This window comes from Hanstruepera ponticola, assembly GCF_012931685.1.
GTDB classification, from domain to species: domain Bacteria; phylum Bacteroidota; class Bacteroidia; order Flavobacteriales; family Flavobacteriaceae; genus Hanstruepera; species Hanstruepera ponticola.
In genome coordinates this window covers 190,973-217,957 of record NZ_JABANC010000003.1, presented here as the reverse complement: position 1 = coordinate 217,957, position 26,985 = coordinate 190,973, and the positions used below count along the sequence as shown (strand labels likewise).

General features: G+C 32.9%; 24 protein-coding genes. 14 read left to right on the top strand and 10 right to left on the bottom strand.

Annotated elements, in window-relative coordinates; all coding sequences use genetic code 11:
* Positions 1-9: 9 nt before the first annotated feature.
* The gene (locus HGK31_RS09775) at positions 10-2,850 is read left to right on the top strand and encodes a M16 family metallopeptidase (RefSeq protein ID WP_191859581.1); all 2,841 of its coding nucleotides are present in this window, start codon (positions 10-12) and stop codon (positions 2,848-2,850) included.
* 82 nt (positions 2,851-2,932) lie between these two features.
* Positions 2,933-4,156: a class I SAM-dependent rRNA methyltransferase gene (locus HGK31_RS09770; RefSeq protein ID WP_191859580.1), complete on the top strand. Its 1,224-nt coding sequence runs from the start codon at positions 2,933-2,935 to the stop codon at positions 4,154-4,156.
* On the opposite strand, the gene rlmF is transcribed toward HGK31_RS09770, so the two are convergent.
* Positions 4,153-5,049 carry a 23S rRNA (adenine(1618)-N(6))-methyltransferase RlmF gene (gene rlmF, locus HGK31_RS09765; RefSeq protein ID WP_317169728.1) on the bottom strand — a complete coding sequence of 299 codons (897 nt, stop codon included), beginning with the start codon at positions 5,047-5,049 and terminating at the stop codon, positions 4,153-4,155. The genes HGK31_RS09770 and rlmF overlap by 4 nt on opposite strands.
* Positions 5,050-5,098: 49 nt before the next feature.
* Here rlmF and HGK31_RS09760 point away from each other — a divergent pair, with 49 nt between their 5' ends.
* The gene (locus HGK31_RS09760; RefSeq protein ID WP_191859579.1) at positions 5,099-6,217 is read left to right on the top strand and encodes a DEAD/DEAH box helicase; all 1,119 of its coding nucleotides are present in this window, start codon (positions 5,099-5,101) and stop codon (positions 6,215-6,217) included.
* Between the two features lie 89 nt (positions 6,218-6,306).
* Positions 6,307-6,765: a cold-shock protein gene (locus tag HGK31_RS09755; protein ID WP_191859578.1), complete on the top strand. Its 459-nt coding sequence runs from the start codon at positions 6,307-6,309 to the stop codon at positions 6,763-6,765.
* On the opposite strand, the gene HGK31_RS09750 is transcribed toward HGK31_RS09755, so the two are convergent.
* The 5 genes from HGK31_RS09750 to HGK31_RS09730 form a co-directional block, all read right to left on the bottom strand.
* Entirely contained in the window at positions 6,762-9,050 is a 2,289-nt protein-coding gene (locus HGK31_RS09750) for a type IA DNA topoisomerase (protein WP_191859577.1), read from the bottom strand. The genes HGK31_RS09755 and HGK31_RS09750 overlap by 4 nt on opposite strands.
* A gap of 73 nt (positions 9,051-9,123) precedes the next feature.
* Positions 9,124-10,521 (bottom strand): TolC family protein, encoded by a 1,398-nt coding sequence (locus HGK31_RS09745; RefSeq protein WP_191859576.1) that lies wholly within the window; start codon positions 10,519-10,521, stop codon positions 9,124-9,126.
* Between the two features lie 4 nt (positions 10,522-10,525).
* Positions 10,526-11,878, bottom strand: a complete 1,353-nt coding sequence (locus HGK31_RS09740) for an HlyD family secretion protein (protein ID WP_191859575.1) — start codon at positions 11,876-11,878, stop codon at positions 10,526-10,528.
* 2 nt (positions 11,879-11,880) lie between these two features.
* Positions 11,881-13,548, bottom strand: coding sequence for a peptidase domain-containing ABC transporter (locus HGK31_RS09735; protein WP_104733756.1), 1,668 nt, complete (start codon positions 13,546-13,548; stop codon positions 11,881-11,883).
* Positions 13,545-14,225, bottom strand: coding sequence for a TetR/AcrR family transcriptional regulator (locus HGK31_RS09730; RefSeq protein ID WP_104733757.1), 681 nt, complete (start codon positions 14,223-14,225; stop codon positions 13,545-13,547). Before HGK31_RS09730 ends, HGK31_RS09735 begins: the two co-directional genes overlap by 4 nt.
* A gap of 137 nt (positions 14,226-14,362) precedes the next feature.
* Here HGK31_RS09730 and HGK31_RS09725 point away from each other — a divergent pair, with 137 nt between their 5' ends.
* The 6 genes from HGK31_RS09725 (at position 14,363) to HGK31_RS09700 (ending at position 19,400) form a co-directional block, all read left to right on the top strand.
* Positions 14,363-14,695 carry an ArsR/SmtB family transcription factor gene (locus HGK31_RS09725; RefSeq protein WP_191859574.1) on the top strand — a complete coding sequence of 111 codons (333 nt, stop codon included), beginning with the start codon at positions 14,363-14,365 and terminating at the stop codon, positions 14,693-14,695.
* Between the two features lie 18 nt (positions 14,696-14,713).
* Positions 14,714-15,181: a DUF6428 family protein gene (locus HGK31_RS09720; RefSeq protein WP_104733758.1), complete on the top strand. Its 468-nt coding sequence runs from the start codon at positions 14,714-14,716 to the stop codon at positions 15,179-15,181.
* A gap of 16 nt (positions 15,182-15,197) precedes the next feature.
* A complete protein-coding gene (locus HGK31_RS09715; protein ID WP_191859573.1) occupies positions 15,198-15,812 on the top strand; it encodes an arsenate-mycothiol transferase ArsC in 615 nt (204 codons plus the stop codon).
* Positions 15,812-16,852, top strand: coding sequence for an ACR3 family arsenite efflux transporter (arsB, locus tag HGK31_RS09710; RefSeq protein WP_191859572.1), 1,041 nt, complete (start codon positions 15,812-15,814; stop codon positions 16,850-16,852). Before HGK31_RS09715 ends, arsB begins: the two co-directional genes overlap by 1 nt.
* Positions 16,853-16,914: 62 nt before the next feature.
* Entirely contained in the window at positions 16,915-18,684 is a 1,770-nt protein-coding gene (locus tag HGK31_RS09705; protein ID WP_191859571.1) for a tetratricopeptide repeat protein, read from the top strand.
* Between the two features lie 194 nt (positions 18,685-18,878).
* A complete protein-coding gene (locus HGK31_RS09700) occupies positions 18,879-19,400 on the top strand; it encodes a hypothetical protein (RefSeq protein ID WP_191859570.1) in 522 nt (173 codons plus the stop codon).
* Positions 19,401-19,461: 61 nt separating this feature from the next.
* Here HGK31_RS09700 and HGK31_RS09695 read toward each other — a convergent pair whose 3' ends face one another.
* Complete coding sequence (locus HGK31_RS09695; protein WP_191859569.1) at positions 19,462-20,382, bottom strand: M23 family metallopeptidase; 921 nt, start codon at positions 20,380-20,382, stop codon at positions 19,462-19,464.
* Positions 20,383-20,644: 262 nt separating this feature from the next.
* Between HGK31_RS09695 and HGK31_RS09690 the strand changes: the two genes are divergently transcribed.
* Positions 20,645-21,268, top strand: a complete 624-nt coding sequence (locus HGK31_RS09690) for a dioxygenase family protein (protein WP_104733764.1) — start codon at positions 20,645-20,647, stop codon at positions 21,266-21,268.
* A 1-nt stretch (position 21,269) separates the two neighbouring features.
* Here HGK31_RS09690 and HGK31_RS09685 read toward each other — a convergent pair whose 3' ends face one another.
* Both HGK31_RS09685 and HGK31_RS09680 read right to left on the bottom strand, forming a co-directional pair.
* On the bottom strand, positions 21,270-22,346 hold the full coding sequence (locus HGK31_RS09685) for an endonuclease/exonuclease/phosphatase family protein (RefSeq protein ID WP_191859568.1): 1,077 nt from the start codon (positions 22,344-22,346) through the stop codon (positions 21,270-21,272).
* A gap of 250 nt (positions 22,347-22,596) precedes the next feature.
* Positions 22,597-23,181, bottom strand: a complete 585-nt coding sequence (locus HGK31_RS09680) for a hypothetical protein (protein WP_191859567.1) — start codon at positions 23,179-23,181, stop codon at positions 22,597-22,599.
* Positions 23,182-23,304: 123 nt separating this feature from the next.
* Here HGK31_RS09680 and HGK31_RS09675 point away from each other — a divergent pair, with 123 nt between their 5' ends.
* A complete protein-coding gene (locus HGK31_RS09675; protein WP_191859566.1) occupies positions 23,305-24,171 on the top strand; it encodes a winged helix-turn-helix domain-containing protein in 867 nt (288 codons plus the stop codon).
* 35 nt (positions 24,172-24,206) lie between these two features.
* A complete protein-coding gene (locus HGK31_RS09670; protein WP_191859565.1) occupies positions 24,207-24,794 on the top strand; it encodes a DUF6134 family protein in 588 nt (195 codons plus the stop codon).
* A gap of 19 nt (positions 24,795-24,813) precedes the next feature.
* Here HGK31_RS09670 and HGK31_RS09665 read toward each other — a convergent pair whose 3' ends face one another.
* On the bottom strand, positions 24,814-25,740 hold the full coding sequence (locus tag HGK31_RS09665; RefSeq protein WP_191859564.1) for a DUF302 domain-containing protein: 927 nt from the start codon (positions 25,738-25,740) through the stop codon (positions 24,814-24,816).
* A 172-nt stretch (positions 25,741-25,912) separates the two neighbouring features.
* On the opposite strand from HGK31_RS09665, the gene HGK31_RS09660 reads away from it, so the two are divergent.
* A complete protein-coding gene (locus HGK31_RS09660) occupies positions 25,913-26,971 on the top strand; it encodes an NAD(P)-dependent alcohol dehydrogenase (protein WP_191859563.1) in 1,059 nt (352 codons plus the stop codon).
* Positions 26,972-26,985 lie beyond the last annotated feature (14 nt).

Below are 26,985 nucleotides of genomic sequence, written 5' to 3'. Positions count from 1 at the left end.
TATTAAACCATGCGAATTTTAAAATTAAGTCTATTGGCTATCTTTTTGATTATTTTCTCGTGTAAAAATGAAGAAAAAACGTCAAAAGTAGCTGAAGTTGAAAAGGATTTTTCCATTGATTATGAGAAATTTACATTAGATAATGGTCTGGAGGTTATTATGCATCAGGACAAAAGTGATCCTATTGTTGCGGTTGCTACGATTATGCATGTAGGTTCCAATCGTGAAAAACCTGGAAAAACAGGTTTTGCTCACTTCTTTGAACATATGAGTTTTAACGATTCTGAAAATGTTCCTGTAGGTGCTAATAGAAAAATGATTCCGGAATGGGGTGGAAGCCGCAATGGTGGTACTTCTAACGACTATACGGTATATTATGAAGTCGTGCCTAAAGATGCTTTTGAAAAAATCATGTGGATTGATTCTGATCGTTTCGGATACATGATTAATACAGTTACAGAAGCTGCATTAGAACGCGAAAAGCAAGTTGTAAAAAACGAAAAACGCCAACGTGTTGATAATGCACCATATGGCTATACCGACGAAATTATTCGTTCAAATTTATATCCAGAAGGGCATCCATATAATTGGACGGTTATCGGATCTTTGCCGGATTTACAGGCTGCTACTATTGATGATGTCAAAGAGTTTTATAATAAATATTATGGTGCAGCCAATGCAACTCTGGTTGTTGCTGGTGATATAGATTTTGATGAAACTAAAAAACAAGTCGAAAAATGGTTTGGTGAAATTCCTAGTGGACCAGAGGTTGAAAAACAAGACCCAATGCCGGTGACTTTAGAAGAAACGAAATCACTATACTTTGAAGATAACTTTGCCAAGCTACCTGAATTACGAATGGTTTTCCCTACGGTTGAGGAATATCATAAAGATTCATATGCTCTACAAATATTGGGTCAATTATTAAGTGGTAGTAAAAAATCACCTTTATATCAAACGGTTGTAGAAGAACAAAAATTAGCACCAAATATTGGAACCTATCAATACAGTAGCGAGTTAGCTGGTGAATTTATTTTCCGTGTTAGAGCAAATGCAGGTATAGATTTAGATTCTGTAAAGGCTGCTATTAATAATGGATTTGAAAAATTTGAAAAAGAGGGCGTCAATGATCGTGACCTCAAACGCATTAAAGCAGAATTGGAGACCAACCTCTACCAAGGAATTAGTACAGTTTTAAATAAAGCATTTCAACTAGGTCAAGATAATGAGTTTGGTGGTGATCCAAGCTATATCACAAAAACCGCTAAACTTACCAATGCTGTAACTGCAGAAGATGTGATGCGTGTTTATAACCAATATATTAAAGATAAGAACTTTGTGATGACTAGTGTTGTTCCAAAAGGACAATTAGATTTAGCTGTTGAAGGTTCAAACCAAGCAACTGTTTGGATTGAAGAAGTTAAGCAAAATGTAGCCAATGAAGAAGTCAGCCAAGGTGAGGAAGCAGAATATGAAAAAACGCCAAGTAAGTACGATAGAAGCGAACCACCTTTTGGTGACTTACCAAAATTCAAAATGCCAGAAATCTGGACTGCTGAATTAGACAATGGTATGAATTTATATGGTATAGAAAATAATGAAATACCATTGGTACAATTCGACATTACCATTCCTGGAGGTCATTTGTTAGACCCTGAAGGTAAAGCTGGAGTCGCTAGTCTTTTGAGTGATTTAATTATGGAAGGAACTGCAACTAAAACACCTGCTGAATTAGAGGAAGCAATTGGTTTGTTAGGAGCTAGTATTGGAATGTATAGCGCCAATGAAGATTTTCATATTACAGGCTCTTGTTTAACTAAAAACTTTGAAGAAACTATCGCATTGGTAAAAGAAATACTTTTGGAACCACGTTGGGATGAGAAGGAGTTTTCACGATTAAAACAGGCTTTAGAAACAGGACTTAAAGATCGTGAAGCCAATCCTAATGCTATTGCTAGTTTAGCCTATAATAAGTTATTATATGGAGATGATCATCCGTTTGCGGTTCCAGGAAGTGGGACATTAAATACGGCAAAGAACATTACTATGGATGATTTAAAAGCATACTATAATAATTTAGTACCATCAAATGCATCCTTTCATATTGCAGGAGCTATCACTTCTGACAAAACAAAAACTGTTTTAGCAACTTTAAATGATTGGACAGGCACTGCTCCAGAAATCAGCGATTACGCCATTTCTGGAAATGACAAAAAAGATTTGCTGTTCTTTATAGATGTTCCAGATTCTAAGCAATCGGTATTAAATATTGGTAAATTGGCATTATCGGCTAAAAACCCGGAAGCTAATAATTTGGATTTTGCCAATGAAATTATAGGAGGTGGTTCAAGTGGTCGATTGTTTCAAACCTTACGAATTCAAAAAGGTTATACCTATGGTGCGTATTCAGGAGTTGGAAATAGTTTAGAAATTGCGCCTTATACGGTTCGTTCTAGTGTTCGTGCTAATGCCACTTTAAAATCTTTAGAAATTATTGAAGAGATGCTGGGAACTTACGCGGAAAGTTTTGGTGAAGAAGAAGTCGAGTTAACCAAAAACAAGTTATTAAAAGCCAATACCAGAGCCTATGAAAGTTTAGGAGCCAAGTTGGCCATTTTACGAAATATCAGTAAATATGGTTATGCCTTGAACTATATTGAAAAAGACCAAGAGGAATTGATCGCTATGACAGTTGACGATTATAAAAACATAATCAATAAATATTTAGTTGAAGATGATATGATATATGTAGTGGTTGGTGATAAAGCTACCCAATGGGATGAAATTCAAAAACTAGGTAAAACAGTTATTGAACTGGATATTTTTGGAAATCCTATAGTTTCAGAATAACCAATTTTAAATAATATAAAACGCACAGTAGGCTATTCTTTACTGTGCGTTTTCTATTTTTGATCTTATAAAAAACAGACTCTTGAATCAATTAGTAAGTATTCCGGAATACAAGAATAATATATCACGACTCGCTATTAAACTCAATAGCAATGGTGAACGTAGCGTGCTACGAGGTCATCCTTGGGTTTTTGAAAACAGCATTTTGAAGCAGAATAAGGAAGGTGAATCCGGAGATATTTGTATTATTTTTAGAAAGCGAGATGATTCTGTAATTGGCATTGGTTTATTTGATAAAGCCTCGCCCATACGCATTAAAATGTTGCATCATGGTGGTGCACAAAAAATAGATAATGATTTCTTTAATACGGTCATTAAAAAGGCATTTAAAAAAAGAGAGTCTTTATTACAAACTAACACCAACAGTTATCGCCTTATTTTTGGCGAAAACGATGGTTTTCCTGGTCTCATAGCTGATGTTTATGCAAACGTTTTGGTTATAAAACTCTATTCTGAAATTTGGTTTCCCTATTTAAAAACAATAGTAGAAGGTTTAATAACCACATCAAAATCAGAAACTGTAGTATTACGATTAAGCAGACATTTACAACAATCACAAACAGCTTTAACAGATGGTCAAATTATTTATGGTGAACTGGAAAACGAAGTCATTCAATTTGTAGAACATGGTGTTAATTTTTCGGCTAATGTAATTAAAGGCCATAAAACAGGTTATTTTTTAGACCATCGTGATAATCGCAGACGTGTTGGTGAATTAAGCAAGGGAAAATCTGTTCTAGATGTCTTTTCGTATGCTGGTGGTTTTTCGGTTCATGCATTAGCCAATCAAGCAAAAGAAGTCACGAGTTTGGACATAAGCAAACAAGCACTTGAAATGGCAATCGACAATGGCAAATTAAACGACTATTCTGGAAAACATATTACCATCGCAGGTGATGCCTTTATCGAAATGGAAAACCTCATTCAATCAGGTAAAACGTATGATGTAGTAGTGATTGATCCACCAAGTTTCGCCAAGCAACAATCTGAAATTTCTTTAGCCAAAAAGAAATATACGCAACTCGCTAGACTAGGTGAGAGGCTCACCGCAAAAAAAGGATTATTGGTTTTAGCATCATGTTCATCACGTATTTCAGCCGATTTGTTTTTCGATATTAATCAGCAAGTATTAAAAGCTTCAAAACGGTCATTTAAACTTGTTTTAAAAACACAACACGATATTGACCATCCAATAAGCTTTTCAGAAGGGGCTTATTTAAAATGTGGTTACTACCATTTAGATTAGTTTTTAAATCGCCAAGCCAAAATTCGGGATTGTTTTTGACCTTGAGCCATATTTATAATCTGATGTTCAGTCTTTAATTTGTCAAGTTGCTTTTGAAGTTTTGGTAAATGAGAACCTTTGGCAACTAGTGTTGTAAACCATCCTACTTGCGTTCTAAATTGCACACTCTCTTTTATCATACGTTTGATAAAAAGGGCTTCACCACCATTACACCATAACTCATGGGCTTGTCCACCAAAATTTAATTCTGAAGCCGTAATACCTTTTAAATTTTTCCACTTACGTTTTGTGCCTTTTAAAGCTTTAGATTCAGAACTATGAAACGGCGGGTTGCACATGGTAAAATGATAGTATTCATTGGGTTTTATGATATTTGTAAAGAGAAAAGCCGGATTTTCTTGATGACGAATATCTATTTTCTTTAACAACTCTTGATTAATATTAACGTTATGACGTGCAATATTTACTGCTTCAAAATTTATATCACAACCAATCATTTTCCAATCATAAATTTGAGAGGCAAGAATAGGATAAATACAGTTTGCTCCAACACCAACGTCTAAACCCATTATAGTTGCGTTTTCAGCATTTAATAAATCATGTAAATGATGAATATAATCGGCACGTCCAGGAATAGGCGGACACAAATATCCAGCAGGTAATAGATAATCCGTTAGATTATAATCTAAAATCAGAATAGCTTTGTTGAGTTCATAAACAGCTTGAGAATCGGCAAAATCAATGGTTTGATTATTATAGTCGTTACTAAAAACATAAGGTTTTAAAACAGGATTTGCTTTAGATAAAGCCAAGAAATTATAAGGCTCATGATGTTTATTGTTTTTATGCATGCTAATTTCACTAGTATAAAGCAAATATAATTGAAATACCATAGAGCAATGCTTAATAATAACTATACCTTTGCATTTCAATTTTTAGATTATGAGTTCATTCGCAGATTTAGGTGTTAGAAAAGAGTTTATTAAAGCGTTAAAAGAGCTTAATATTAAAACACCAACTGAAATACAAAAGGAAACAATTCCAGTTTTATTAGAAAATGAAACCGACTTTATTGGTTTGGCTCAAACTGGTACTGGAAAAACAGCTGCTTATGGTTTACCAGTATTGCATCAAATTAATCCTGATAATTCAGAAATACAAGCGTTGATTTTGGCACCAACAAGAGAGTTAGTTCAGCAGATACAAAAGCAGTTATTTAAATTCACGAAATATTGTGATTCAAAAATATTTGCTGAAGGTGTTTATGGTGGCGAAAAAATCGACAAACAAATTAAAAGGCTCCAACGTACAACGCACATTGTCGTAGCAACACCTGGCAGATTGCTAGATTTTATTGAACGAGGCGAAATTGATATAAAAAACATTAAAACTTTGGTGCTAGATGAAGCTGATGAGATGTTAAGCATGGGCTTCAAACAAGATTTAAATAAAATATTAAAATATACAACCGGTAAACGGTTTACATGGTTGTTTTCGGCAACTATGCCTGAAGAAATTCAGCGTATTGTAAAAACCTATATGTCACCAAAAGCTGTTAAAATTGAAGTCAATAAAAATAGTTTGGTGAATGCCAATATTACACATCAATTTATAACAACAAGCTTAAAAGAAAAGAAGAATGTATTAACTGGCGTGTTGGATCATTTTAATGAGCAACGTGGCATTATTTTTTGTAGAACCAAAGCAGGTGCCAAGAACTTGACTCAAATATTGCGTGATGAAGGTTTTGCAGTAGATGTTTTAGAAGGTGATATGCAACAAAAAGAACGTGACAAAGTTATGCGAGCCTTTAAAAACGAATCGTTAAAAGTATTGGTTTCTACAGATGTTTCTGCTCGAGGTATCGATGTCAATAATCTAGCTTTTGTAATCCACCATCAATTGCCAGAACAATTAGAATATTACACACATAGAAGTGGACGTACCGCCAGAGCTGGTAAAACGGGTCGTTCAATTGCATTAATTTTACCTAATGAGCTACAACGTGTTCATGAAATTCAAAAAGCATTAGGTATCCAGTTTAAAGAATTATCGGTTTAAATTTTTATAGGACTAATTATTCTCGTATTTTGAACAAATGATAGAAACACTTAAGTTTCTTCAATAAATAAAAACAACTTATACAATAAATGGCTAAATCACAGCAGACTTTTAACAAAAATGAAAGAGAAAAAAAACGTTTAAAAAAGCGTGAAGATAAACGTAAAAAAATGGAAGCTAGAAAGCTTGAAAAAGAAACTGGAGAAAGTGATGGTATTCAATTTGCTTATGTTGACTATAATGGCAATTTAACTGATACACCACCAGATCCTTCAATGAAAGTAAAAGTTGATGCCGAAAGTATAGAAGTCAGTATCCCAAAACGTGATGATAGCGATATTGAAGAAATAGATCCAGTTAGAAAAGGCAAAGTTTCATTTTTTGATAATTCAAAGGGTTTTGGATTTATCATTGATTCTGAAAATTCAGAAAAATATTTTTGTCACGTAAGTGGTTTGATAGATGAAATTGCCGAAAACGATAAGGTGTCTTTTGAACTTGAGAAAGGCATGAAGGGTTTGAATGCTGTTAAAGTAACACTAATCTAGTTTGTAGTTATAATTTTATAAACCAACTCTTTAGTAAGTTTTTTACCAGTTGCCTTTTTTTTGATAGCATCAAAAGAAAAAATAAAATCACAACCAGATTTATATTCAGAGCAGCCATAGGCTGTTTTCCCTTTAAGTAAAGTCCCAGATTTACATTTTGGACATACTATTTTATCAGGAATTGACGGTTTATTATGTTTAGGTTCTAATTTTAAATTGAAGTTATCATCAAACCTTAATAAACCTTCTGTCGTTCCGGAATCAGTTTTAAATCCCTTTAAATTAACAGTAGAGCCTTTATCTAATAACCTAATAAATTGTTTTTCTGATATGCGCTTGTCTTTATATTTAAAAGGGAGTAAAAACTTGCAGCCATCTTTATATGATGAACAACCGTAAGCTGATTTTCCTTTCAAAATCTTTCCTTGATTACATTTTGGACAAGTACGATTAACTAATTTCTTGGAAGTTTTTTTTGCTGATTTGGATACTGTTTTATTTGTCTTGTTATTAATATGGGTAATATTTGCACGTTTGGTTTCACTACGCACTTCATAAACCAAATCATCAACCATTTGCTTCATGTTTTTAATAAAATCACTGGCACTAAAGGTTCCTTTTTCAATATCCTTTAATTGCTTTTCCCAAGTACCTGTTAATTCAGCAGATTTTAAAAGATCATTTTGAATAGTATCAATCAGCTGAATACCTGTTACTGTTGGTAATATTTGTTTTTTATTACGCTTTATGTATTTTCTTCTAAAGAGCGTTTCAATAATGTTGGCTCGTGTAGATGGTCTACCAATTCCATTCTCTTTCATTAAATCGCGTAACTCGTCATCATCAACTTGTTTTCCTGCAGTTTCCATAGCGCGTAGGAGTGAGGCTTCAGTAAATTGATTGGGAGGTTTGGTTTGTTTTCCCAAAAAAGAGGGTTCATGAGGTCCTTTTTCTCCTTTGCTAAAAGCAGGTAGCAATACGGTTTCTTTTTTAGGCGAATTTTCAGATTCAAAAACAATGCGCCAACCTTTTTTTAGGATTTCTTTACCAGTTGTTTTAAAATTAACGTCAGCCGCTTTTCCTATTACTGTTGTATTTGCTACAGAACAGTCTTCATAAAACACTGCGATAAATCGTTTAACTATGATATCATAAACCTGTTGCTGATTATATTGCAAACTGGTTTGCATACCAGTTGGAATAATAGCATGATGATCGGTAACTTTTTTATCATTAAAAACTTTTGATGATTTTTTTATCTTTTTTCCTAGCAGTGGCTGTGTGAGCTCTTTGTAATCTGTAAGTTTTTGTAATATTCCAGATACTTTTGGGTAAACATCATTAGGAAGAAAAGTCGTGTCAACTCTAGGATAGGTAACGACTTTCATCTCATATAAACGTTGAACAATTTTTAAAGTTTCATCAGCTGAAAAACCAAACTTCGTATTACAATAGACTTGTAATCCTGTTAAATCGAATAATTTTGGAGCATATTCCTTACCTTTCTTTTTGGTTATTGATAAGATTTCAAAATCATCATCTTTGACTTTGTTAGCTAAAACTTCACCATCTTCCATGTTTGTAAAACGTCCTTCTTCATAGGAAAACAACGTATCACGATATAAGGTTTGTAATTCCCAATAGGGTTGTGGCTTAAAATTTTCAATTTCTTTAAACCGATTTACAACCATAGCTAACGTAGGTGTTTGTACACGGCCAATAGATAAAACTTGCTTGTAGCCACCATGTTTTAACGTGTATAAGCGTGTTGCGTTCATACCCAAAAGCCAATCGCCAATAGCACGTGAAAATCCGGCATAGTACAAGTTGTTGTAGTCTTCAGAAGGTTTAAGGTTGTCAAAACCTTCTTTTATAGCTTCAGTTGTTAACGACGATATCCAAAGTCGTTGCACTTTGCCTTTATAATTAGCTTTGTTTAACACCCAACGCTGAATAAGTTCACCTTCTTGACCAGCATCACCACAGTTTATTACTACATCAGCTTTTTCGAATAGTGATTTTACAATATTAAATTGCTTTTTAATACCAGAGTCACCTGTGACTTTCGTTTCAAATTTTTCGGGTAACATGGGTAGGTTATTTAAATCCCAGCGTTTCCAATGTGGTTTATAATCATTAGGTTCTTTAAGCGTACATAAATGACCAAACGTGTAAGTTACGGCATAGCCATTGCCTTCAAAATAACCATCACGTTTGGTTTTAGCTCCCAATACTGTGGCAATTTCTCTAGCGACACTAGGCTTTTCTGCAATACAAACTTTCATTAAAAAGGTTCAAATCTGAATGCTGCAAAATACTAGTTTTTATTAAAATATGGCATGCAATAATTACACTTTTTTAAAAGGGTAAGGTAGATAACACATTGAATAATTTGGCTTTCGTTTCAAAGAATTTGTACTCCAAATTAATAGCCTTTAGTTTAGCATCAATTAATTTTGATTCTCGGCTGTTAACCAGAAATATAGAGCTTTCACCCAAAAAGAATTTACGTTCTTCAGCTGATAATAGTTTTTCATAATCAGTTACAATATTTGCATTGTAATCGTTTTGAACTACATAGGAATCTAATTCCTGATCTATTGCTGAAATTTTATTTTTTAAAGTAACTTTTGTCGCTTCAATTTCAAACTCGGTGTCTTGCATTTTTAGCTTGGCCAGTTTTAAATCTGCGCGCTCTTTTCTTAAAAATAATGGCAAACTTATGTTAACGCCACTTTTGTAGTTGGATGTGTTAAATGAATTAATAGCTTCAGGAGTGTCGGATAAAAAATTATATTCCAAATTAATAGTTGGCAATAAATTATTAGCTGTTAACCTTCTTTGAATATCTAGCCCTTCATATTTGTAATCCAATGATAGCATTTTTGGATGGGTATTAATATCAAAACTAGCCAAATCAAATTCCGATGTACTTAAAACGGAATCAATTTCTAATATGGTGTTTGTATTTGGTACAATATTATCTTGTAACTCAATTGGCACGTTATTTTCCAACCATAAATAATTTGATAGGTCCAAAGTAGCTTTCACATAATTAATACGTGCTTTTTCAAGGTTTAGTCGTCTATCATATAATGCAATTCTGGCTTCGGTTGTATCAATGGCAGCTCGTTCACCAACCTCGTAACTCTTTTTCACACCATTAAAGCGTAAACTGGCATTTTCAACAAAAGACTCATAAACCTTTTTTTCATTGTAAGCTTTGAGCCAGTTAAAGTAAGCTACAGATGCCTCGAATAAAATATCATTTACCAAAAGTTGTCTGTCCATTTCTGCTTGTTGTACAAACAATTTTGCTTGCTTAAGCATAGACATACGCTCATTCATGATTAATCCCCTGGCTATATCGATAGAAACCCCAACACTATACAAACCATCATTTGGAACGGTTGCTTCAGGATTTAAATACACACCTTCATTTTCTTCAAAATTCCCTTTAAACTCTAATCCATACCAAGTTGGTATTTTGAAGGTGGCATTTAATTTGTCGTAATATTCAGTATTTTCAAATTTCTTACGATCATAATCCACTTCTATTTTAGGATCAAATGCTCCACGAGATTTTAAAAGCTTTAATTCACTTTCATTCACTATTAGATTGGCTTGTTTAACAATGGGATGAAATGCTTTTACATAACCCAAATATTCAGACAAGGTCATCGTTGTATCTATCAATTGTTGAGCGGATACATTTAAACTAAAGCTTAGGAAAACACCTAATACAAATTGTTTCATGGTTTTATTTCTTTTTATCTTTAGCTTCACTAATTTCTGGCGTGTAATAGTCTGGAGGAAAACTATTTAACTGTCGCCATACTTCATACCAAATAGGTACATCATTAAGTAATGCTATTGTGCGCGCTCCTGAACCAACGCGTATGGCTTTAGGCCATTCGTAATCAGTTTCATCTGGAGCTAATAAAACGCGATAACGACCATTATCACTAATAAAATTTTCAATTGCTACAACTTTAGCACCATAAGTTCCGTAAGATACATTTGGCCAACCACTGAAAACGATAGCTGGCCAGCCATCGAATTGTACACGTACTTTTTCACCAATATGTAATAACGGTAAATCAATTGGTCTGACATAAGTTTCAACTGCCAATTCAAATTGTGAAGGCATAATTCCTACAATTTCTTCGCCTTCTTTAAACGTCACACCAATACCACCACGCAAGGCTTTGTTTATATAGCCGTTTTGAGGAGCTGTTACATAAAGTAAATCATTTCGTTTTTGATAATTAGTACGATCATTTTCAAGTTTTGTTACTTGTGCTTTAGCATCAAATTGGTTAGACTTGGCTGTAAACATATCACTTTGAGCTTTCGATATCTTATCAGCATATTCTGCACGAATTCGGCCAATTTCAACTTCAGCATTAATAACTTCATTTATACTTGCCAATAATTTGTTTTCTTGCGACACTAATTTCGCTTGATTTTCTTGTAGTTTCAAACGTTTTTCTTCTACATCTTTAACAGCTTTTAGCCCCTCTTCTTGCAATGTTACCGTACGATTATATTGACGCTCTGCTATATCCATATTGGTTTTTGAAGCCTCAAAATCTATACTATCACTCTTAACTTTTAGCTTGGATTGCAGTAGTTTGTTTTCAGCCTGTTTAAGCTTGAGTTGTCGTTCTTGCTGTAAAGCCACAATTTGATTGTTAAGCGCTTCAACTTTACCATCATAAGCAGTAACCGATGATGATTTGGCGTTAATCTGCTCACTAGTTCTTTCAACTAAACGCTCATCAAAATACTCACTTTTTACTTCTGAAATTCTTAAAATAGTATCTCCTTTATTTACAAAGTCACCTTCTTGAACAAACCATTCCTCAATACGACCAGGGATTTGAGATTGAATGGTTTGTGGTCTTTGATTAAGCTTTAAGGTTGTTACTTGACCTTGACCAGTTATATTTTGTGTCCACGGTAAAAACAATATTATTAATACAATGATAGCAAAGACCAACAAAAATTTATTAATCACCTTGTAATATTCCTTTTCAAATACCATTTTACCAGAATTGAAATTTGACAATGGTATTTTTTTATGCAATTCGTTATTTGAAATGTTTAACATATCTATTTGGTATTGCTTTTAATGTTTCCGTTTTCTAACTCAATAATTTGATCACAAACAGTTTCCCATTCTGTATTTCTACTAACCACTATTAATGACCATGGTTGATTTTTATTGGTTAAAAATGCTATGATTTTAGTTGTTTCTTGAGCACTGAATTGATCCAAAGGGTCTTCAAGAATCAATACTTTAGGCTTGTTTACAATGGCTCTTGCCAATATTATTTTCTTTGAAGTAGTATATGACATTTGCCTACCTTCTGGGTGTAAAATAGTTTGTAATCCATCATCTTGATCTTTTATGAAATCTGACAGACCAACATTCTCTAGAGCCCAATAAATAGCTTCATCAGAAATGTTAGGGTTACCAAATGTAATATTTTCCCTAATGGTTCCAATGAATGGTGTTTCCTCTGAAAGTGACATGCCAAGATGTGATCTGTAATGATTTAAATTGATACTTTTTAAAGAATGTTTATTAACAATCACCTGACCTTTGGTTGGTTTTATTATTCCTGATATAAGTCGTAACAAACTCGATTTACCTGAACTACTTTCACCTCGAACTAAAATTCTGCTTTTTGGAAAAATATGTAAATTGATATTGTTTAAAATAGCTTTCTCTCTGTTTTCAACACTATATATAACATCATTAAGTTCAATTTCAAGAAGGTCACTATAGTTAGGTTTTTCTCCTTCTTGAGACTCTAATTTTTTGTCAACCACTTGCCCTAATTTTTCAATTGACGTTAAAATATCATAAAACGATTCAAGGCCAAGAATAAGTTTTTCAACTGATCCAATGACCAATAGAATAATAATTTCAGCTGCTACAAACTGACCAATATTCATTTCTTGATTCAGTACTAGTGCGCCACCAATTAGTAATAGACCTGCTGTTACAACAACTTTAAAACTTATCATTTGAATAAATTGAATAATCAATATTCTGAAATGACTTTCTCTTGCTTTTAAATAGTCTGATACATAAGCATCGTTTTTTGAAACAGCCAAACTGGTGTTGCCCGATAACTTAAAACTCACGATGGTTCTGGCAACTTCTTGAATCCAGTGAGCTACCATATATTTGTGTTTAGATTCTTCCAAACTAGTTTCAAGTCCTTTTTTAGCTGTGAATTTGAATACGATGTAAACCAACAATAATAAAAACATTCCAAACACAATAAAGAATGGATGATAAAAGGATAATAGAATTAGTGAAAAAATTATTTGTAAAAGAGCCGAAGGTACATCAATTAGTATTTTTGAGAGTCCTTTTTGAATTGTAAGTGTATCAAAGAATCTGTTAGCCAACTCTGGTGGATAATAATTACGTAGTTCACTCATTCTGATTTTTGGAAAACGGTAACTAAATTCAAATGAAGCCCGTGTAAAAATACGTTGTTGCATAGTTTCAATTATACGCAGTTGCATCACTTGTAAAGCACCTGAAAACATCACGCCAACAGTTACTAGTATAACTAAAACAATCCAAGAAGTTGATAGTTGTGCACCTTGAATAAGGTTAATGATAGCTTGAATACCTAAAGGTAGAGATAAGGCTACAATTCCTGAAAAAATGGCATAATAAAATATTTGGAAAATATCTCTTTTTTCAAGCTGTAATAAGCCTATAAAACGATTCCAAGGAGTTAAATTTTCTTTATTCATAATTTTTTGGTTATGGCGTCAATAGCAAGTCTTTTAAAGAACGATGTTGGTGTTTTTTGATCATTACAATTGGTTAACGATTTAAAATGATCATTCAAAAAATGCTGATGTAAAGATCCTTCTGTAATTGTGCTCGCCAGACTTAATGAATAGGCGTAATCTGTATTAACAGCTAGAATCATATCATTTAACCTACCAATGATACGTTTATATACAATAAAATAACCGTCTTTGTTTTCTAAATCGACTTCCTTGGTTAAAAATGATTTTGAATTTTCATTTACAATAATTCTATGCAATACAATCTCATTAACATGCGTATAATTAGAATCTTCTACTACGGGTCTTGTCACCACTTCAATTGCTTTTTCTAATCTGTTAACTGTATCTGAAATATTATGCGTTTCAAACACCAATTGATACTCTATCCATGCCCAATACCAAGAAGACAAATAGAGTAGTAGCTTGTGCTTACTTTCAAAATAGCGATATATGGAACTTTCATTAGATTTTATTTTAATACCTAATTTTTTAAATGTAAAATTATCAAAACCAATCTCATCAATCAATTCAATACTATGCTCTATTATACGCTTGCCAAGATCTGATGTTTCAGGATCTTTTATAAATATTTTATCTGGAACAACAATTTTAATGTTTGACAATAAACTTTTCATAAAAATAATATTTACCGCAAATATAATAGTAATACTATTAAAAAAGAAATTTTAACTTTTATTTAATTGTTTTTTATATCAATACGATTGATATGTCATTTAATAATCGTAATATTGCAATAAACAAATTAAGCAATATGGGAATTACTAAATCTGAAATATTTAATGAGCAGCAAAATAAAATAGCGCTGTTGGCTAAAGCTATTGGTCATCCAGCTAGAGTAGCTATTTTACAGCATTTATTTAGGACTAATAGCTGTGTATGTGGTGATTTAGTTGATGAAATTGGCTTGGCTCAACCAACCATCTCACAACATTTAAAAGAACTAAAGAACTTAAAAATAATTAAAGGAAATATTGAAGGCACCAGTATTTGTTATTGTATAGACCAAGAAACATGGTCTGAAATAGTTGAACTGTTTCAGGTCTTTTTTGGACAAAAAATAAATAAAGCAGGAGACTGCTGTTAATAATAAAAGTAAAATATTATGAAACTATCGGAAATTAAAAATCAGTTAAAGCATTTAAAAACCATTGGATTTCAATTGCCTAATGGCGAATTAGTGGCTAGTCATTTTCATGTGACAGAAGTTGGAAAAATTAATAAGCATTTTATTGACTGTGGTGGAACAGTTAGAAAGGAAGATGTTATAAGCTTTCAGCTTTGGGAAGCTAATGACTATAATCACCGATTACACCCTGAAAAACTCATTCACATCATTGAACTATCTGAACGTGTGTTAGAATTACCAGATTTAGATATAGAGGTGGAATATCAAGGTGAGACTATTGGGAAGTATGGATTAGATTTTGATGGCACTAACTTTTTGTTAACGACCAAACAAACAGATTGTTTAGCAAAAGACAATTGTGGTATACCAGTTGAAAAAGCAAAAGTCAAATTAGCTGAAATAGGAAATGAACCTTGTTGTTCGCCTGATGGTAATTGTTGTTAAATCTAATAAAATAAGTATGTTATATCCGAAGATTAATCAAAATATTGATAGAATAGATTTATCAACTATTCGTCCAAATAGAGAAGAAATACATAATCAACTCATTACCTATATTCAATCAAAAGTTGATAAAGGTGATGATGTAAATTTAAATTTCATTTGTACGCATAATTCAAGACGAAGTCATTTGTCTCAAATTTGGGCGCAAACCATGGCTTCCTATTTTAAAATACCAAATGTAACATGTTATTCTGGTGGAACAGAAGCCACTGCTATGTTTCCTATGACTGCTGAAACATTGCGTAATCAAGGTTTTGTATTTCAAACTTTAGTTGAAGGCTCTAATCCAGTTTATGCTATAAAATACAATTCCAGTAGACAACCCATTATAGGCTTTTCTAAAACGTACCATGATGATTTTAATCCTTCATCAAATTTTGCAGCTGTATTAACTTGCTCTGAAGCTGATGCAGATTGTCCGTTTATCCCAAATGCAGATGTGCGTATAGCATTAACATTTGATGACCCTAAATTATTTGATAACACACCACAACAGCAAGAAAAATATAAAGAACGAAGTTTACAAATAGCCACTGAACTTTACGCTGTTTTTTCTAAAATAAAGATATAATGACTCAAAAGAAGAAACTCGGTTTTCTAAACCAATATTTAACGCTTTGGATATTTGTCGCAATGGGGATTGGTGTAGGATTTGGTTATTTTTTCCCTTCTATTCCTAACAAAATTAATGCTTTAAGTAGTGATACAACCAACATCCCAATTGCAATGGGTTTAATTCTAATGATGTACCCACCTTTGGCGAAAGTTAATTATGCCTTGTTACCTAAAGTATTTTCAGATGTTAAGACCTTATCCATTTCTTTAATATTAAATTGGGTGATTGGTCCTGTTTTAATGTTTGTTTTAGCATTGATCTTTTTGCAAGACTACCCAGAATACATGGTTGGATTGATATTAATAGGTTTAGCTCGATGTATTGCCATGGTATTGGTTTGGAATGATTTGGCTGAAGGCAGTAGTGAATATGGAGCCGGATTAGTAGCCTTAAACAGTATCTTTCAGGTATTTGCCTATAGTTTTTATGCTTGGTTATTTATAACTGTATTACCACCTTATTTTGGATTTGAAGGTGCTATTGTAGATATTTCTATTGTAACTATCGCTGAAAGCGTGGCTATTTATTTAGGTATTCCGTTTTTAATGGGAATATTAAGCCGCTTAATATTAGTAAAATTGAAAGGAGAGAAGTGGTACACGGAAACATTTATACCAACAATCTCACCATTGACATTGGTTGCTTTATTATTTACAATAGTCGTTATGTTTTCTTTGAAAGGAGAATTAATTGTAGAAATACCAATGGACATAGTTGTTATTGCAATTCCATTGCTTATTTATTTTGCTATTATGTTTTTAATCGGGTTTTTTATGAGTAAAGCTATGGGAGCTTCATATGATAAAAATGCAGCTATTTCTTTTACTGCAGCAGGTAATAATTTTGAATTAGCCATAGCAGTTGCCATAGCCGTATTCGGTTTAAATTCAGGCCAGGCTTTTGCAGGTGTTATTGGACCTTTAATAGAGGTTCCAGCTTTAATTTTGTTGGTTCGCGTTTCTTTTTGGTTACGTAAGAAATATTATAACAAGTAATTCTAGGCTTAATAATATTGTAAATAAATTCTTATAATGTTGTATATTTGAGAAGCTAACTAATGTTTCCAATTACTTTGAGTTCGAATTCTATTTATTTAGGCTTATTGATTTTTATGATTTCTTTGGTTAGTTTCTCCCAAAGCAATTTAACAAGTGATGAAGCCTTCAAACAATATCAAGCCATTACCAAAAGTATGGAAGAATCTTTTCCTGAAGATGCTTTCAAAACATATAGAAGGGATTCGTTTTCTGAACAGCAATTACAAGCCTACTTATCGCAACATTTTCAACGATTAGATTTATTACCACTAATAAAAGATCAACATGCATTTAAAATGCATAGTTATTTGCATTCAGGTAACTGGTTCAGAGAAATTGGTTTTCCAAAAGAATCCATCAAATGGTATCGTGCTTTTTTTGACTATTATAACACTCATGAACAAGATTTAACACCTGAAGAAAAAGAGGAATTAATTGAAATGGTTACTTATGCATACAGTATCCAAGCTGACAACTATGCTAAAACTGGTCAATTAGAAAGTGCAGCAACCATGCATAAAAAAAATATTGCGTTTATAAAAGATGTCAATATTATATTGAATCCTTCGGCATATAACAATTATGGGTTGTTTTTTTATTGGAATAAAAAAGAATTAGATTCGGCATTAATTTATTTCAATAAAGCCTATTCCTTAACAAAAGCAAATTTTCCAAACCATACATTATTGGGAAGTATTCGCGATAATATTGCCGATATTTATATAGAACAAGGCCGACCAAAACTAGCAAGACCGCTGTATAGAGAGAATTTTGATTTATATAGAACAACTAAAAATGAAAAGTCAAATCAATTTGATTTACCGCGATTAATAAGCGCAGGATCACAGCTAGTAGAAACAGAATTAAAGCTCAATCTGCTAGATATTGCAGAACAATCGTTCCAAGAGCTAGAAAAAATAATGCATGACCCAAATTTTAAAAACACCATCTCAAGTAAGTCACAAATAGAGTTTTTAAATGCAAAGGAGACCTTATTAATCGCTCAAAATAATTATGAAGCTGCTTACAAGGTTGCAACAAATAAAAATCGCATTAAGGATAGTCTTAATACCATATCTAAAATTGCAGATAGTAAATGGCAAGATGAGTTGAATACGATTTCACTTGATCGGGTGGCTCTAAATTTTAAAATTGATAGAATTGAGAAGGAAAATAAAATTCAAAATCAACGCTCAAAACTCTGGATTGTTAGTTTAACATCATCTTCTGTTCTTATTCTGATGGTGTCGTTATTTTTAAGAAGACGTCAATATGTTATTAACGCTAGAAACAAACAATTATTAGCAGAACAAAAACTTGAACTTACTGCAGTAAAAAACAAACAATTAAAATCCGAGATTGAATCAAAACAAAGAGACTTGTCAGATTTCGCTATCAATTTAACGCATAATCAGGAATGGGCTAGAGAACTGGCTGATAAAATAAAGGGTATTAAAGAAGCCAATACTAAGGAGCAAAAAAAATTGTTAGCACAACTGGAACAGGACATCATTAATAAAACTACTGTCGATGTAGATACCAAGGATTTTTACGAACGTCTAGATAAGTTAAGCGATTCTTTTTATAGTGAGTTAACGTCGCAATTTCCTAATTTGAGTAAAAATGAAGTACGACTTTGCTCTTTGATTAGGTTAAAAATGGATAGTCGTAGCATTGCAACTTTGCAAAATATCACATTAGCCTCATTAAATACAAGCCGATACCGTCTTCGTAAAAAGCTAAATCTTCAAGAGGATGTTGATTTGGATGATTTCATACAAAACTTATAAAAGCCTGATAAACAGCGTGATAAATTCTAAAATTTTAAAAATTTAGTTGTTTGTCTATCAAAAGTCTATTGCTTGTTCATTAGCAGTCTATTCCAAAATTTAGGAAACAGACGATTTTCATAATACTTTGGTTTCATCAAAATTCAAAGAATCATTAATAGCATTAATCGTATAACTAATTAAAACCTATTATTATGAAAACGTTTGTACTTGGTATTATTTTTTTAGGCTTCACCAACCTAATGTGCGCACAAAATGATGTTGCTGTTTTAGACATGAATACTAACATGTATTCTTATGATGACATTAATAATGAACTAGCACTTAATCATGAATACATAAACAGTATTTCTGAAATAAGTATCTCAAAGAAAATATTAAAGCTTCAAAATGTAATTGCAAATTATGATATTAAAACTAGTAAAGTATATCGCTCAAAAAGCAATACTACTTATACTGTGAAGTTTACCGAAGGTGAAAATAGATTAAACGCTATTTATGACAGAAACGGACTATTATTGAGTAGTCAAGAACATTATCAATCTATTAAGTTGCCATATGAATTAAGTTCTAATCTAATAAAAGAAAATCCAGGCTGGTGTATAAGTCAGGTGTTTTGCAATATCCAATACAACAAAGATGTTAATGCTGAAATTATTTATAAAGTCGTACTAGATAACGGTAAGAAAAAGAAAACCGTGAAAATAAACGCTTAATAGGCGCTTTTAGTTAATTATTTTGAAACGGAACCTAATATTTAGGTTTCGTTTCTCTTTATTATAAGGTTTTTTCTATAACTAACTTTTGGCCAATACGTAAGGTTGAATTCTTTCGAATGTGATTGGTTTTACACAAAGCGGTAATACTTATATTGTTTTTTGCTGATATTCGTGATAGCGTGTCACCTTTTCTAACAACATACACTTCGGTAGGTCTTTCAAGATAGGCTTCTAACTCTTCTTCTGTAGTTAATAACTCCAATTTACTTTGGCGTCTACTGCTATGAAGTTCTGGGCGTGTCCATTTTTTTGTAACCCATAATTCTGAAGCGTTTACATCATTGTTTTCATCAAACTTCAATAAGTACTCTGGATTTATGTGAACACCGTTATAGGTCATTTCTAAATGTAAATGACTACCACGTGCATTGCCTGAACGTCCACCTTTACCAAGAAAATCTCCTGCTTTTACAGAGTCATTAGCCTTTACGCCATAGCTTGATAAATGAGCGTAAAGTGTTTCAATACCATTATAGTGTCTTACAACTACAGTATGACCATGACCAGAACTGTAATTAGCAAATCTTACAATACCGTCAAACATAGCATAAAGACTATCACCAGCTACCAAATCTATATCAATACCTTTATGTGCACGACCCCAACGCCATCCATAACGAGACGTAATTACTTTATCTTTAGAAATAGGAGATACATAACTAGAGTCATTAAAAGCTATTTGTAAAGGGAAACTAACTTTTTGGTCATAGTCAATTTTTACATGTTCTGTATCCCAGTTTTCAGCAGTAATGTCAAAAGCAGTATATTTTTCTTCTAAACGAGATTCTTCTGAAAGGTCATGATACTCAATACCCTCAAAAAGTTCCAATAATTTATCAGTGTTTTTTAATTCTGGAGTACTTTGGGCAAAACCTGTTAGCACAGAGCCAACAAGCAGTAGGCTAAAAAGTGATTTCATTTGCTATTAATCTTTTCTATGTGATTGATGACTGATTTTAATTTTTTTCGACCGACGAAAATAATAAAAAAAACGATAAAGTGTGTTAAAATATTGTTAGAGCTATATAATAATTAACGTTTTTAACAATAATCAAATCGACCTTTCATCGAAGATTTTGGTTTTCTTTTTCTATTTATCGAAAATTTTAAGTGTTCATAAGCTTTTTTGTTACCTAACAAGTTGTATGATATAGATTTACGGTAATTAAAACCTGCTTATCATGAAAAAAATTATGCGTTTTTTAGTCTTTGTTTTTATTTCCCTAATCTTTCATTCTTTAAATGCACAAGATTCTTCAAATGTTTTAGAAGAGGTTCCGTTTGATTACATGTCAAGAAACCCTATCTATGATTATGATCCTAATACCATAAGTAATACAGATACTATACCTGATTTTGATATTCAAGTTAGTAAGTTAATGATTTCTGGAACTGTCTATAAAAGTGATGGTGTTACTCCTGCTGCAGATGTTATATTATATATATGGCATCAAGATGAAGATGGTTACTATGATATGAAAACAGCAAATGACAAACGTTATGTTTATCATAGAGGTTGGGTAAAAACAGATGCTGATGGAAAATACACTTTTTATACGTTCTTCCCAGGATCTTATCCTCACAGTAAAGAAGCGCGCCATATTCATGCAGCAGTAAAAGAACCTGGGAAAGTTGATTATACTTTAAATGGCTTCTTGTTTGATGACGATCCGTTTCTTACAAAGCTTTGTCGTAAAAGATTGGCTAAAAAAGGTGTCGATAATATTCTTTCAACTCCAAAGAAAGGTGATATACATGTTGCCAATCATGACATCGTCTTAAAAGCTGACATTCCCGTAAAATAATTTATTTATTGTTTTTCTTAAAAGCCTTTATTTGATCTTCAACACGTTTAAGTTCATCATCCGTTGGAGGTGGTAGTTCTTGCTCAAGTTTATTTTGAGGTTCAAAAGACAGTGTTGTATATAACGGAAAATGATCAGAATGAATATCTTCACAGCGCTTTACAGATTGCAACCTAAATTCGTTTGAAATGAATATATGATCCAAAGGCCAGCGTAATAAAAAATTATTAGCGTCATAAGTATTATAAAGCCCTCTTCCTTTTCTTATATCTCCCAAACGACTCACATTTTGAAAGAGTTTAGAAGTTACCGACCAAGCAACATCATTAAAATCGCCTATGACCAAAACAGGATATTGAGAATCTAAAGCCATTTTTGCTACCATCATCATTTCAGTGTCTCTATCTGTTGACAAAGGGTTTTCCTGCGGCATGGGTGGCGTTGGGTGGATGGCGTATATCTGGATAGTATCGCCCGCAATCATTTTGACCTTGGTATGTATGGATGGGATGCTGTCGCTAACTAAATATTTTACTTTTGGATTAATTAATTCATTCTTTGAATACAGTAACATACCATATGTATTGTCTTTTGGTACCTTAATTTTAAATGGATAGTTATTACCTATAGCCTGACTTATTTCATTTTCCCAAGGTTTATTAACTTCTGTTAGTAAAACTATATCTGGTTCATACTTAATTAATTGCTCTACTACAGTTTGCCTTTTCTCATTTTTCTGCAGCACATTGGCAGTGTATATTGTTATGCTGTCTTGTTGACTCTTACTGGCAGATAATACTTCATATGCTGCAAAAGCCGTATAAGGATAAATTTTACCAAATTGAAAAACAAAACAAGAAATTAATAGGCCTATAAATAAATAATCTTTCCAAGATTTAAAATTAAATTTAAAGAAATAGACAAGTATGGCTATTAGAGTTAAAAAAGAGAGTTGCAAATGTGGGAAGTCAAACATACGTATCCACCAGTAATCAGTGGAAAAATAAGGAATAATAGTAAGTAAAATAGCAAGGATGCCAAACCCTGTTAAAAACGACTTTCCTGAAGGTGATTTCATATGTAATTGTTTGATAGGTCTAAATTACATCGTTTATAGCTTAAAAATTAACTCATATACATAATCTTGTAGCGTTTAAAAAACGGAAAGACCTATAACTTTGATAGGCCTTGTTTTTTTATCATTTCTTGCTGTTGTTGTGTTTGCTTTCTTTTGGATACAAGATGAACTCACAATTAATAGGATCATGACTACAACCTTCTAAATAGTTTTATGCAATATATTATATGCTGCGTGGTAGCTTAAGTGATTAGCACCCAAAGAATTCAAAAGTCAACTTGTCACCATTATTTTTTATAATAAAAGGAACTTTCTCTAAAGTACAGGCTGGTTCAATGGTAAACTGGATATAGCCTTTCACTTCAAACGCTTCGGTGGTATTGAGTTCTATTTGTTGTGTATAGGTCGTGTTTTTCCTAACCCAATTAATAGAACCATTTACAAAAGGATGCAAATCGATTTCTTCTTCGGTTAAGGGGTTTTCAATAAGATCACCTTCAAAGTCAAAGGCATCGGTATCATCCATAATGACGCTAAACTTTCCAGAAAAATCTCTGGTCGCATTAGGGGAAACAAAGTGACCGCCATTTTTTAAACGCATATCAATAATTAATTGGTGAACTGATTGGCTTTTTGGTATAGCATAGAATTTAACAGCAAACAGCTCTTTATTCATATCAGGTTCATTGAATACTGAATATTCAAGTGGACCTTTTTTGCAGGTCAATGTCGCTTCAGGTTGATGAGTAGCTAAAGCCAATTCTTGGGTTTGTGATTGATTGCTGTTACAACTTAATAGTGCAATCAAGCAAAAGGTTAAAATAAATCTAGTCATAATGTTCGTTTTTTTAATTCAGGATAAAACTAGTGGTATCAAGTGTTTAAAGTGTCAAAAAAATGCAAAAGAAGTGTCAACAGTTGTAAAAAGTCCTAAAATTGTCAGTAATTTACTGTCATTATGAGTAGAAAAGTTATTTATATCATCATTGGTTTGATTATCACCGTTTTATCAATTTACAATCTATCAAGTTCTAAAACGCAGCCAGTGACATTTACCGAAAAGGTGAAATTGGCCCTTCGTGATGCGGGCAATCAATTGTTATTAGCCAATCAGGATTCTACGTCATTAATTCGTCCTATTAAAAAGCTAGAACCTTTAAAATATGAGCTTTCTTTTGAAAAGCCATTAACTATTGAACCCGATAGTTTGGTTGATATTTTAGAACGAAGTCTTAATAACGCTAAACTTCCTAATGAATACCTTACAGAAGTATTGCAATGTGTTGATCAGGAAGTAGCTTATAGTTTCGACATGAAAAAAAGCATAGATACTGATATTATTCCTTGTGGTGGTCGTGACTTACCCAAAAACTGTTACACAATAACGGTTCGTTTTACAAACGATTTACAAACTACTCAAAATAGTACCATTTGGTGGTATATATTACTAACTGGTGGTTTTTTGCTTATTACATTGGGTTTTCTTAAAAAGAAATCAGATGATTCAACTGCTCCAAAAGATGAAAACCACATGGTAATTGGTAGTTTTAATTTTTATCCTGAACAGAATAAATTAGTAAAACAAGCTACTGAAATTAGCTTATCTAAAAAGGAATGCGAAATACTTGCCATCTTTGTAGCTCGGCCAAATGAAATAATAAAGCGCGATGAACTTACTAAAACGGTATGGGAAGATAATGGTGTAATAGTTGGGAGAAGTTTGGATACTTACATATCTAAATTACGTAAAAAATTACAATCTGATAATTCAATTAAATTGACTAACGTTCATGGTGTGGGCTATAAATTGGAGATTGAGCAATAATCAGATTTACTTATATTTATAAAAAACTTTAGCCTATGTCAAGATTCATTTTGCTTATGCTATTTGTAGCCATAATACCATTAAAGGCTCAAACGCTTCATTTCAAGGTTATTCATGATGGTAAATCGCTTGGAACATTAGATGCTACCAAAACTGTAACAGGAAACACCGTCATTTACACAAGCCATACAGAAATAGAGTATCACTTGCTAGTAGCTATAAAAGTGGTGTATGACTATCATGTAACTTATACCAATGGTCACTTGCAAGAAGCTAAAGCACACATTATAGTGCGAGGGAATGATAAAACCAAAGCCAAAACCGTAAAAGAAGGTAGTGCTTATGGTTATTATTCAGAGGGAGCGTTTGTCAAAAAAATACCAGCTGAATTTATAAAACACAGTATTGTACAATTGCTGTTTGAAGAGCCTGTGGGTGTAACCAAAATTTATGCTGAAGAGCATGGTGAATACCATAATATCCGCGCAATTGGCGACCATACGTATCTAAAAACAGCACCTAATGGCAATACAAACACCTACTATTACAAGAACGGATTACTTCAAAAATCCGATGTAAATGCAGGCGTTATTAAATTCTCTATAGTAAATGTGCCACAATGATAATGGGTGTTCTTTACTATTAATCTACGCGAACACCAGCATCAGCAATATTAGAAAGAGCGTCTGCAATGGTAGCAAGGTTGTTATTATTCAGAGTTCCTAAATTATGCCTGTCTGATAAATAATAAGGATTGTTATACGCTACATTTACAGCACCCAAACTATTTTGATATACCAACATTTTTTGAGGTAAATCAACTGATATAGATGGTTTATCTTGCATTAAGGGTGTTCCTAGATTGGGATTACCAAAAATGATAAGTTTGGCTGGAGGTAATTCAATACCAGTTTCAAAAGCATTGGCTTTTAAATCTATTTCAGCAAAAATAGTAACACCTGTCAATTCGTTTATGTTTTGAACAATGTTGTCATATGTGGTATCAAAATCATTTTCACTCAACACCAATGTAATACCATCTACCGGATCAGCGATAGCATTATTGTATCGAACGTTTGTTTCTCCTGCAATGGAAACTACACTGCTTTGTGTATCTTCCAGTAATTGTAAATTACTTGGGTCATTCAAGGCATATCTGTTATCTAGGTAGGCCGAACTATTAAAGATGGCTGTACTTTTATTACCATTTTCATAAACTGAAATCCGTAAGGGCAAGTCCAATCCCAATTTCATGTTGTTCTCCATGAGCATAGCGGTAATACTTGGATTACTAAAGTAAATGGTTCTAGTATTGTTTAAAGTCATTCCAGCTGTGCTGGCATTTAGGCTGTGATCAATTTCAGCAATAACATCAAGATTGGTGTTGGCATTAATTTCTGTCTTTAAAGCATCATATAGGCTGTTTGTTCCCATATCTGTTTGAATATAGCCTATACCACTGGCTTGTGGTGCTGTATCTGATTCAGGAATAAATACGGTATCATCATCACTGCTGCATGATACGCATATGAATAAAAATGGTATTAAGTAATATAATAAGGTTTTCATAATGTTTGTTTTTACCTAAAGTAATAGTTAAACAGACCTTGTCTTTGCTTGATTGCTAAAAGTATGAACGTTTTTAATATTTAAGGTTTTCGTAAAGTTTCTTACTAGGACAGTTCATTAGAAATACGTATCTTTTACAGATTGATATTAATTAAATTAAAACCAATTAAATATGAACACAAAAAGTATAAAAGCTTACGGTGCAGAGTCATCAGATGCCGATTTAAAACAAATGCAAATTGATAGACGTACGGTGTTACCTAAAGATGTAGAAATAGATATTTTATTCTGTGGTGTTTGCCATTCAGATCTACACTTTGCCCGTAACGACTGGGGCATGACGGAATTTCCAGTTGTACCAGGGCACGAAATCGTTGGGCGTGTATCTAATATAGGTTCAGAAGTGAGTAAATATAAAGAAGGCGATTTAGTTGCCGTTGGTTGTTTGGTAGATTCATGTAGAACTTGTAATAATTGCCAAGCGGATTTAGAACAATACTGTACTAATGGCTGGGTAGGTACCTATGGTGGTTATGACAAGCATTTAGATACCAATACCCATGGTGGGTATTCTGAAACTATTGTGGTAGATGAAGACTTCGTACTACGTGTTCCTGAAAATTTAGACAAAGCTGGAATAGCACCTGTTCTATGTGCAGGTATTACGACATGGTCGCCATTACGACACTGGAAGGCTGGTAAAAACACCAAAGTAGCTGTAGTGGGTCTAGGCGGTCTTGGTCATATGGCTATTAAATTAGCGCATGCTCTAGGTAGTCATGTCACCTTATTTTCACGTTCAACCAATAAAATAGATGATGCTAAGCAATTAGGTGCTGATGAGGTAGTTATATCAACAGATGAAAGCGCCATGGAAGCAGCTGCGGGTCGTTTTGATTTAATACTAGATACCGTACCATATGCACACGATTTCAATCCATATATTAATACATTAAGCACAAATGGTACGTTAGTTGTTTTAGGTTATTTAGGTCCTTTAGATCCAGCATTGATAACAGTACCTATGATTATGGGACGTAAAGCTGTGGCAGGATCTTTAATTGGCGGTATAGCCGAAACACAAGAGCTTCTGGACTTCTGCGGAAAGCATAATATTGTTTCTGATATCGAGGTAATAAAAATGCAGGATATTAATACAGCCTATGAGCGTATGCTCAAAAGTGATGTTAAGTATCGTTTTGTTATCGATATGAAGTCGTTGAAAAATTAATTTATTTAGGTATT